Below are 9,290 nucleotides of genomic sequence, written 5' to 3'. Positions count from 1 at the left end.
CAAAAATATCAGTTTTAAAGCCAATACTTTCATTTGCTCCGACCAGTGCAGGTGTAGTGAGCAGAATCAGATCACCATATAAATTGGTTGTTACGTTCATAGAACCCTCTATACACCTAGTATTGCTCGAATCTGACTTTTATTTCTTGAGATCGTGTTCAGCGTAACTTTTTGACCTGAAGATCCTGCCATTACGCCTGGCACCTCATCCCAATTGACCAGATTGTTAATCACCAGATGCTGCGGTTGAATTGCCTGTGTCTGATTAAACTCTTGACTCAGTGCATAAACATCTGAAGCACTCCGCTGAGTATTCAAAGCCTTAGTACTCATCACATCAGATCCAATAAAACCGCCATCTGCAAATTTATCTGGTAACTCTCCTGTTGCATTCATATAGTTCAGATTGGCTAAACCTAATTTTGATACAGCGGTGGCTTTCATCATAAATTCACCATTGGATGCCCAAATTGGAATTTCATCACTCGTACCAGTCCCTTTCCCAGTAATATGACCACCTGTTGCATAGCCACTAGCATTTGGTGTAAATGCTTGCAAAGCCGCCTGTAAAACTCCTGTTTGTACAGTCGTCATGGCAACCGCTGGCAAGTTATATGGAAACGGTGCAGATGCCCATGCAGCAGAAATCGCAGCATAGCTATTCATCATTACGCTTGCTAAATTTGCGCCTTTTTGAATCCCAACTAATGTTGTATATGCTGTTGATGACTCACCTACATACCCTTTAACCAACTCTGCCATACTGCCAAAAGCAGAAGACATGGTAGATAAATTACCGCTATAGGTTTGTAATGTCAGATCTTGCTCTTTCTGTGCATATTCTTGCTGAATAGCTGCTTTTTGTGCCTGATAAGCCTGCTCAGCTTCTAATAAAAGCTTATAACGCTCATTTTCACTTGAGATTTCAAAATTACCATTACTGTCCTTTTTATTGATATCAGTGACATTGCTTTGGTACGATTCCCATGCGCTGCCTGTTGCCTGATCATACTGGTTCTGAAATTGCCATGCCTTGAGCTGAGATGGTGTCATAGAGCGTTCAGCTAAAGTTTGCAAAGCTGACTGTTGGGTTGCATCGGTTTGCTCGGCAAGAGTCTTTCTTAAATCCTGAACCTTAAGCTGTTGCGTATTTTGGTACTGCTTCAATTCATAGGCTAGCTGATCATCAATCGACTTCTTGGCCAATGCCTTCTGTGTATCATTCATTGAGGTGGAAAGATCAATCACCCGTTTATTGATCTCAGCCTCTTTCTTGAGTTTTTCCTCACCTGTCCACTGCCAACCATAGATCTGTTGTTCAATTTGCAACTGAGCCAACTTGGTGGATTGTTCATAACGGGTATTTTCAACAGCAGTCAAGCGTTTAAGTTCATCACCTGTAAAGGTTTTACCCAATTCCTCCAGTTTTTTCTTATGCTCAGTCGCGCGTTGATAATCTTCACCATAGTAGTCACCACGGATTTCTATTTGCTTATCTGCTCGGTCTTTTGCCAGTTTTTTCAGTTCTTCACTGGCATCTGCAGCAATTGAAACCTCAGCTTTGGCATCCTTTAAAGCCTCTTCACTGCCTTTGTACCCAAGAACTGAAACATGTACATGTCCACCTGTCGCTCGGGAAGATGGATTGCTATATTCATTAATGGTTTTAATGACAAACCCATACTTTTTAGCGACTTCCTGCAAACGGTTAATCGATACCTGAGCATCTTTAGCATTCTTCACAGTAAAATCAAATGCTTGCCCAACTGCATGTTTACTGTTAGTTCCCTTATGATAGGAATCGTTAAATGCCGTAAAGCGATTTAAGTCACTCCCTAAAGTCTGCTGGGTCAGTTGGGCAAAGTCTGCGGTGTACTGATGAACCTTACCTCCTGCAACTGATTCACCTGACTTGATCCGTAAACCATTGAGAGATGAAGCACCAACCAGTTGATTCAGCTTGGTTTGATACTCAAGCTGTTTCTTTTGGGCTTCTTCAATTTTCTTTTCAGACTCTTCACGCGCTTTGCTTTGTTTTTGTAGCTGATAACCAGACATGGCAACATCATATTGTGCCTTCGACAAATAATCCGTGCGCTGATTTGAAAATCCCATGCCTGAATCTTGTTTAAACTGGGCAAGATATTCTGCTTCATCTCGTGAACGCTTATAGCGCGTCATATAGTTCTGAATCCACGACTCTTTCGCAATATCATCCTGAACTTTTTGAACAGCTTCACGTTGCTTTTGGGTCAATCGCATAAAAGCTAGTGTTGTTGCATCAATAGCAATCGTATGTGCATTTTGCTTTTGTGTAGCTTCATCAGTTTTTTTATTGAGCTGTCCCAGTACATCTTTTTGTTTGTCATAAGAAGCCTTTGCACTAGCATTGGCAGTAATCAAATCCCGAATTTTGGTGAGCTGCTCATCATTGACACCATTGATTGATTTTACAGCACTATAGAACTGGTCAGCCGTGATTTTACCCTGTACATACTGTTGATATTGCTGCTGAATCTGTCTTGCGACCTGTTCAGAAACACGCCCAGAATCTTGAATATAATCAATATAACTGCTCAAGTCTGAAGATGCTGTGACATATTTGACACGTAACTCTTCAACTTGCTCAGTTAACTGATGAATAGCAGTATCTTTTTGTACACTATTTAATTGCTCATATTTCTGACGTAATTCATCTACAGACTGGCTTTGGGTATCTAATACTTGAGCAGTGTCTTTAGTATTATCTTTAAGTAACAAATATGATGCAGCAACAGATGCAACTGTCAACCCTAAACCCACTGGTCCACCCAAAACTCCAAGCAAACCACGCCCAACATTAGCAGCAGTCAACTTGGCGGCATTATTGGCTTGCTGAGCAACAGTATCCACCTCTAGTGCTGCTGTATGAGCTGCACGTAATGGAATTAAGGTCTTCTCCATGAATGCGATACGCTGCATACCTGTCAAACGTGCAAGTTGTGCTTCAGCATTTGCTAACTCTGCAGCTGTAAGCTGTAACATACGTGCAGCCCGTACTGCTTCAATCTCAGTATTCAGCAAGGTTTGCTGACGCTCAGCAATTAATGCTGAAACGCGCTGAACACTTACCCCAACATATTTCAAGGCAACAGGTATCAGGCTACCAACCATATAGGAACCCAATACCATTGAAACACTTTTAATTTCATCAGTATGATCGGTGATTAATTGCAAAGCGGGAACAGCATTATTAATCAGATTAGTTTCAAGCCCTTGCCATTGTAAGTGTAATAGATTCAGATTTTCTTTGGCTAAAGCTAAACTACCAACCATGTCATCCGACATGATTGCCCCTGCTTTTTGTGCAGCATCACCCCACTTTTTAAAGCCCTCTCCACCATTTTTGAGTAAAGGCAACAGCAGGGAAGAATCGGAAATAATCGCTTCCATGTAGAATTTCATATCGTTCTGGGAAGCACCGACTTTTTGCAGTGAGTTGTAGTAAAGCTGCAAGGCTTCAGGGCCAGATAGCTTTTGGAATTGCTGAATAGTTACACCCACCTGTGGGGCAATATTGGTAAAGAAGTCAGCCAGTGGGCCACCGCCTGTTTGCTGAAAATCCCCAATGCGGTCTTGCATGTCTTTCATTTTATCGGCAAAGGATTCCATCGAAATGCCTGCCGTTTCTGCACCTGCCGCATAATACTGAAACTGCTGAATAGAGGTATTGGATAATTCAGCAAACTTTTTAATATCATTGCCTGTTTCTACCACCTGATTGGCATAAGCCACCATACCGCCCAAAGAAATCCCTGCAACGGCAGTGCCCAAACTTTTTGCAGCGAACGAAGCAACATCAAACGATTTTGCAATGTTTTGGGTAGAGCTATTTGCCTGGCGCTCTGCCTGAGCCAATGGCTCAGTAAATGAAGCAATTTTGGCAACCAGATCCAGTGTTAAACGACCAAGTGATGCAGCCATATTTACTTTTCCTTAGGCAATAAAAAACCCTGATAAACAGGGTTTTAATAAAAATAGGGGCTTAATTTACTAATTCAGACAATCCTTAAAGCCATTGGATAACATCTGCAATGTATCTAGTGCAGCAGGTGCACGTGCGCCAGACCAAGTTCCAATTTGTCTAAAACCTGAATTCTTAATACTTCCTGTACTTTCCTGAGCAGCACCAATATTTTGAAATATCAATTCAATCTGATTGTTTTTTAATACAACTTTTGCATCATACTTTACAATATCTGTCACAAGCCCTGCTTGTTGTGGTCTTGTCTTTTTATTTCCTGTTGCAATTAGAATATTATTTTTATCATCAACATATTTAAAAACATTGCCACCATTAATATATTGAGAATTTTGCTTTTGATAATAATTCCCAGTATATGCTCCAAAGAAGCTACCCGCATTATCCATCAACATAACACCGTCATTAGTAAATACTGTAACAGCACATGCTTTTACATTATCAAAGCTGACAATTTTTGATGGTATAAATGAATAATTAACGTGATCAATATAGGTTGATTGCCCCATACCAGTTGGTACTGTAGAAACATTACTTGGTAGTGTAATTGGACTCATTGAGCATCCAGTTAAAATAAAAGTACTGACTAAAGAGCCTAAAATAGTTTTTTTCATATATTCACCTTAGTTATTTTAAGAAGAATATAGAGGATTGATTATAAAAAAACCACCTCGAAAGATGGTTTGATGTATACACAATTTTTAAATAACAAACTTACTAGGCATTATTTCTATTTCGTCGTTTAAGCAATTCATCTTCCAATGATGTTTCAGGTGATTCCTCATGTGGCATATAATCCGTTGCATCCACTTTCGTACCTTCCTTGACCTTAAACAACGTGTAATGTGCCATCCAGTTGCCAAAGGCTTGCTCAATACGACGACCAAAAAAAAGAGAGCCTCGCTTTTTACGGTAGGCTCTCCATAGCATCAGTTCAGGCTGACTTATGTTTCGTTTGGCATCGGCGATGGTTCTTCCACCGATTCCGCAGCAGACAAGTTCGCACCAGAACTCTTCGCTGTCACTGAGATCCAGTTCTTTCCCGAGAAATCAATCACCTCATCGGCAGCTTTATACATAGCATCAATCAGTTCTGTAGAAACACTTCCTGTATCGGTAATCGCAGGGAAAAACTTACTCTCTTCATCTTCATAAACCGTCTGAAAAATGAGTGCCTTACGCAGATGGTCAATCGTAAGTTCATTTTTGTCTTTCATATTCCAAACATCTGTGGCACTGACAAGATCGTCATGTGCCAAGATTTTGACCAGAATTTCACCTGAAAATTCATTGCCGTCCTTGTCGCGGAACTTAATAGTTTTTTCCACAAAAGTTCCAATGCCTAGTGCTGCTTTTGCTGAGTTAAATGTGAGTTTTGCCATTAGACTTTAAACTCCTCGTAAACTTCTGTTTGACGCTTCATTGGAATAGTGTGATTCACCAACGAGTCAGCATCAAACACTGGCGAGCCTTTACGAACTTTGGCTGTAAAATATGACCAGGTACGATCATCAGGCAATGTTACATCACTACCATTCAATGTTGGTACTGATGTTCCATCTGACCAACCAACATACACTCCAACTTCAGCTTTATCAGCAGCAAGCCCTAATAAAGTCAAATGTGATGCATTTTTAGGATCAGTATTGATCTGAATACTTCCTTCACCTGGTGTATTCAAACCATATTCTGAAGTTTTAGAATCCTCTTCATCTAAACAGGTTGAGTCAATATCGGTTGCACTGTCATCACCAAGTTGTAGAGCCTTAATGCATTGCATTAATGTAAGTGTGGGTGTGGTACCATGTAAAATCCATACTTTCGTGCCTTGTGATAAAACACCTTTTGATGCTGCCATGAGAAATCACTCCTAATCAGGCATAAAAAAAGCGCCCTTTCGGACGCATAACTAAAAAATTAAACTATCGATTTAAAAACCAGTTACCATCAAAACCCCGTACAAATAACTTTGTATTTGACTCATAGTGGCTAATGCGAGGGTTCAATATATAACTGTGCTGCTCAAGTACAGTACGTACCAAATCACGTACTTCATAAACACGCTTGCGATCCGTGTCATAGACCATGACTTGATACATCACATGATCGACGCTGGCAGGAACGTCTAAATCATTTTCAGCATATCCACTCACTTCCTGCCAGACAACATAAGGAACTGTTACACCTGTTGGGGCAACATCTTCATAAACCCGAAGCTCACTCCCTAAAACCGCCTGTACATTTGCATCAGCATTCAATAACCGAAAGATCGGCAAAAAATTCATAATTTGGCCAGCTCCTTATCAAGTTCAGGGCTAAATACTTCAGCAAATTTAGTGGTTACAGCACCTGTATTACTTGTCAAGGCAGGGCGCATAAAAGGTTTGGCTGCCATTTCACTGGTGCCAAACTCAAGGAATCGCCAATAAAATGTTGCTCCACCTGGATTATCTTTACCTGCACCCTGTATTTCACCTGAAGCTGCTGCAAATCCTTTCGCACCGCCACGGATACCAACTCGAATTTTTACCTCATTTTGTGAGGATTTCGCAGTCTGTATTGTGATATTTCTCCAGATTTTCTCACGGGTTGCAGGGTCATCTATCGATTTAGCATTCTGTTTGGCTGCATCCCGAACCAACTTCATGCTTTCACGTCCTGCTTTACGTGCAATACGTCGAGCAACTGAAGGTTTTGCTAATCGTTTGAGCTTATTGGACAACTGAAGATTGCCAGTAAAATGTGCTGCGACTGACATCTACCCCTCCTTAAACTTTTCAACACCACTTGAAAGCATAAAAGTACTGTAAATATTGCCTGTTTCAGCATCATCCAATGCTGGACCATCAATGGCATAAATCTGGTCTTTCCAAAGTACCCGCATATCAGTATCAATTTCTGAACCGTAACGGACTTTCATTCTGGCAATGGTTTGGGCTTGAGCTGCCTGAGCAGTCAGGAGATCTTTGGCGGATAACGGACTAATCTTGGCCCAGATGGTTTTGTAATCAATCCAACTCGCAACGGATTCAAATCCATCACCATCACGTGAGGCATCTCGCTTCTGGATCTTGACCCGATGCCGAAGTTCATTTGCAATTTGAACCATTTAATCATCATCCAAAGATCGTGATTGTCCCTTTTCTTCATCATCATAAAGTAATGCCATCAACTCATTATTTTGTTCAACAACCTGAGCCAATAGATTATTTTGTTGAGTCTGACTTTGTATCTGAAGTTGCAGTACTTGAAGAAGTTCCACCACTAAGGCGTTGCAACAACAGGGTGATTCGCTGTTTTGCATATTCTGCTTGTTGTTTGATTCGTTCACGTCGTTTCTCACAAGATGCACATGTCATGATATGTAACCTTCCTTTACCAAGGTTGCGCCTAACCAAAACAGTAAAAATATTAAAATGGCTGCCCAAATCAGGAATTGGTCTTTTGTCATCACAATACCAAAGGACAGTAATATGGAGATAACAAATCCTTGACTGGCGGCGGCAAGAATCCGTCATTGCTTGGCATATCTTTATCGATACCACGGTTTGAATCGTAATAACCACACAGCATCAGGATCGCCCGCTGCTGAACATAATTTTCAGCATCGAACTTCACACCCACATGGTCTTTTACTGCCTGCTCAGCACTCTTAAAAATATGTTCAAGATCTGTACTGTCATATAAACCATCGTCATAACGCAAATGCTTGGCAACATCAGCCACTGTTAGAGCCATCACCACCTCCTGCATTGCTGCTGGTACTGCCAGCTCCACCAAACGGATCATCTTTTGCATCACGTTTAGCTAAAGCTTCAAGACTAAAATTCTGCTGTTGCATATATGGCGTATTGCCACCAGCAACTGGCTTCAGATTGAACTTAATTCGAGCTTCATTTGGTGCGATAATTCCACCTTTGACCCCATTGCTGTAATAGGTCATCTGTGAATTAGCATCCATACGAATTAGACCATCTGTATTGAAAAATACTTCTAGACCCAATGCCTTTAAGCCAAAGCTATCATCAATCAGATTTTCGATGGCTTCGATGGGGCTTTGCAGACAGTCCACATAGTAAATGAGGTTCATGTCTTCAACTTTTTGCCCCGATGGGATACCTCCTAGACCAATTTTGAATGCTGGAACATGAAAGACTGAACAACAAACTTCAGCAGAAAGCTTATGCTGTTCAATCAACTGGGCATCCGATGCAGGCATACTCAGTGGAATGTATTTCATGTCCCCACCGAGTACCGCTGTTTTACCAATATTTCCAGATGAGTAATTCTGGTTCCAAGCATCATGAATTTTCTTGGCATCATCATCAGCAATTCGACCTGGTGCGGTCAGAATGCCACTCGGTCGGCTCATGTTATGAAAGAAATTTGCACCATATTTCTGGATAGCAACCCCACCCGACGCTGCTAAGACACATGCAGAAATTGGACTCAAGCCAACAAGTGGGTGATAAAAACAATTCCAGCGGTCATGGATAATTTCGGATGCAGGTAAAATAATCGATTGCGATTGTTGTGCGAGTTTATCGACCCCGATCTGGTAAAACACTTCACCCGCATCACTCACCAGAGGCATTACCAGATCAGGATTCAGCACAAATAGCTGCTGAACCAAACCAAAGGCATCCCGAAACTTCAAAACATAGGTATTACCACGTGTCAGTTTTGAAATGGTCCAATGCTCAATAAATTGCTGCATGGTCTGAAAACGGTTGGGTTTTTCGAGAAATTTGAATCGTGGATCTTTAACAGTTGTCCAAACATCGCCCTCTTGTTTACGCAATTCAAGAGGTAGCTTGCCCAAGTCTTTTGAAACCAGCGAAACACATGAAAAAACGGCATGAAAAGACAGTAAATCTCCACGCTTTAGCTCCATATTTCGCTGCCAAGCACCTGTAAATGGCTCATTAATGACTGAATACCATCCACCACCGCCAACAGGTGTCATGGATTTTTTGCGTAAAAAGTTACCAAACATACCCATTTCTTCACCTTTTTACGTGGTTTTTGGATGATCTGCAGTCTGGTTTAAAGCAACTAAACTGCCAAAATCATCAATAACTGCTGACCCATTGGGGTTTAAAAGTACTGCCAATCGTGCAATTCCAAGATAAATGAGTACATTGGCTTCATATTCTTGGACGTTGTGGATTTCACCCACCTTTGCAGCGTGTGTTTCCTGTAAATACTCAATTTGTGGCATAGTGCCTCCCTGTATGCGGTCATAAAAAAGCAGCCCATCAAGGACTGC

12 protein-coding genes are annotated in these 9,290 nt (G+C 41.2%); all 12 read right to left on the bottom strand.

The genetic code is table 11. The features are described from left to right. Positions 1-108: 108 nt before the first annotated feature. The 12 genes from LVY74_RS11780 to LVY74_RS11725 all read right to left on the bottom strand — a co-directional run bounded on the left by LVY74_RS11780 (position 109) and on the right by LVY74_RS11725 (position 9,242). Positions 109-3,963: a hypothetical protein gene (locus LVY74_RS11780; protein WP_237815226.1), complete on the bottom strand. Its 3,855-nt coding sequence runs from the start codon at positions 3,961-3,963 to the stop codon at positions 109-111. A 69-nt stretch (positions 3,964-4,032) separates the two neighbouring features. Continuing rightward, a complete protein-coding gene (locus LVY74_RS11775) occupies positions 4,033-4,635 on the bottom strand; it encodes a hypothetical protein (protein WP_237815225.1) in 603 nt (200 codons plus the stop codon). A 103-nt stretch (positions 4,636-4,738) separates the two neighbouring features. Next, entirely contained in the window at positions 4,739-4,951 is a 213-nt protein-coding gene (locus tag LVY74_RS11770; protein ID WP_237815224.1) for a hypothetical protein, read from the bottom strand. 14 nt (positions 4,952-4,965) lie between these two features. Next, complete coding sequence (locus LVY74_RS11765) at positions 4,966-5,403, bottom strand: hypothetical protein (protein WP_237815223.1); 438 nt, start codon at positions 5,401-5,403, stop codon at positions 4,966-4,968. Continuing rightward, on the bottom strand, positions 5,403-5,879 hold the full coding sequence (locus LVY74_RS11760; protein WP_237815222.1) for a phage tail tube protein: 477 nt from the start codon (positions 5,877-5,879) through the stop codon (positions 5,403-5,405). The genes LVY74_RS11765 and LVY74_RS11760 overlap by 1 nt, the downstream gene beginning before the upstream one ends. 64 nt (positions 5,880-5,943) lie before the next feature. Next, the gene (locus LVY74_RS11755; protein WP_237815221.1) at positions 5,944-6,306 is read right to left on the bottom strand and encodes a DUF3168 domain-containing protein; all 363 of its coding nucleotides are present in this window, start codon (positions 6,304-6,306) and stop codon (positions 5,944-5,946) included. Further along, positions 6,303-6,779, bottom strand: a complete 477-nt coding sequence (locus LVY74_RS11750) for an HK97-gp10 family putative phage morphogenesis protein (protein ID WP_237815220.1) — start codon at positions 6,777-6,779, stop codon at positions 6,303-6,305. The genes LVY74_RS11755 and LVY74_RS11750 overlap by 4 nt, the downstream gene beginning before the upstream one ends. After that, the gene (locus tag LVY74_RS11745; RefSeq protein WP_237815219.1) at positions 6,780-7,130 is read right to left on the bottom strand and encodes a phage head closure protein; all 351 of its coding nucleotides are present in this window, start codon (positions 7,128-7,130) and stop codon (positions 6,780-6,782) included. Positions 7,131-7,227: 97 nt separating this feature from the next. Next, the gene (locus LVY74_RS11740) at positions 7,228-7,380 is read right to left on the bottom strand and encodes a hypothetical protein (protein WP_237815218.1); all 153 of its coding nucleotides are present in this window, start codon (positions 7,378-7,380) and stop codon (positions 7,228-7,230) included. A 91-nt stretch (positions 7,381-7,471) separates the two neighbouring features. Beyond that, entirely contained in the window at positions 7,472-7,759 is a 288-nt protein-coding gene (locus LVY74_RS11735; RefSeq protein ID WP_237815217.1) for a head-tail connector protein, read from the bottom strand. After that, positions 7,740-9,023 (bottom strand): phage portal protein, encoded by a 1,284-nt coding sequence (locus LVY74_RS11730; RefSeq protein ID WP_237815216.1) that lies wholly within the window; start codon positions 9,021-9,023, stop codon positions 7,740-7,742. The genes LVY74_RS11735 and LVY74_RS11730 overlap by 20 nt, the downstream gene beginning before the upstream one ends. Positions 9,024-9,035: 12 nt before the next feature. Further along, entirely contained in the window at positions 9,036-9,242 is a 207-nt protein-coding gene (locus LVY74_RS11725; protein ID WP_237815215.1) for a hypothetical protein, read from the bottom strand. Positions 9,243-9,290: the final 48 nt, after the last annotated feature.

The sequence above is a fragment of the Acinetobacter sp. ME22 genome (assembly GCF_022012315.1).
GTDB classification, from domain to species: domain Bacteria; phylum Pseudomonadota; class Gammaproteobacteria; order Pseudomonadales; family Moraxellaceae; genus Acinetobacter; species Acinetobacter brisouii_A.
The sequence above is the reverse complement of the archived record's forward strand: the minus strand, read 5'-3'. Positions and strand labels throughout refer to the sequence as shown.

Bases quoted from the DNA above. Each gene is read 5' to 3' on its own strand.
- LVY74_RS11740 (WP_237815218.1), bottom strand. From the start codon at position 7,380: ATGACATGTGCATCTTGTGAGAAACGACGTGAACGAATCAAACAACAA.
- LVY74_RS11765 (WP_237815223.1), bottom strand. From the start codon at position 5,403: ATGGCAAAACTCACATTTAACTCAGCAAAAGCAGCACTAGGCATTGGA.
- LVY74_RS11760 (WP_237815222.1), bottom strand. From the start codon at position 5,879: ATGGCAGCATCAAAAGGTGTTTTATCACAAGGCACGAAAGTATGGATT.
- LVY74_RS11725 (WP_237815215.1), bottom strand. From the start codon at position 9,242: ATGCCACAAATTGAGTATTTACAGGAAACACACGCTGCAAAGGTGGGT.
- LVY74_RS11780 (WP_237815226.1), bottom strand. From the start codon at position 3,963: ATGGCTGCATCACTTGGTCGTTTAACACTGGATCTGGTTGCCAAAATT.
- LVY74_RS11755 (WP_237815221.1), bottom strand. From the start codon at position 6,306: ATGAATTTTTTGCCGATCTTTCGGTTATTGAATGCTGATGCAAATGTA.
- LVY74_RS11770 (WP_237815224.1), bottom strand. From the start codon at position 4,951: ATGCTATGGAGAGCCTACCGTAAAAAGCGAGGCTCTCTTTTTTTTGGT.
- LVY74_RS11745 (WP_237815219.1), bottom strand. From the start codon at position 7,130: ATGGTTCAAATTGCAAATGAACTTCGGCATCGGGTCAAGATCCAGAAG.
- LVY74_RS11750 (WP_237815220.1), bottom strand. From the start codon at position 6,779: ATGTCAGTCGCAGCACATTTTACTGGCAATCTTCAGTTGTCCAATAAG.
- LVY74_RS11730 (WP_237815216.1), bottom strand. From the start codon at position 9,023: ATGGGTATGTTTGGTAACTTTTTACGCAAAAAATCCATGACACCTGTT.
- LVY74_RS11735 (WP_237815217.1), bottom strand. From the start codon at position 7,759: ATGGCTCTAACAGTGGCTGATGTTGCCAAGCATTTGCGTTATGACGAT.
- LVY74_RS11775 (WP_237815225.1), bottom strand. From the start codon at position 4,635: ATGAAAAAAACTATTTTAGGCTCTTTAGTCAGTACTTTTATTTTAACT.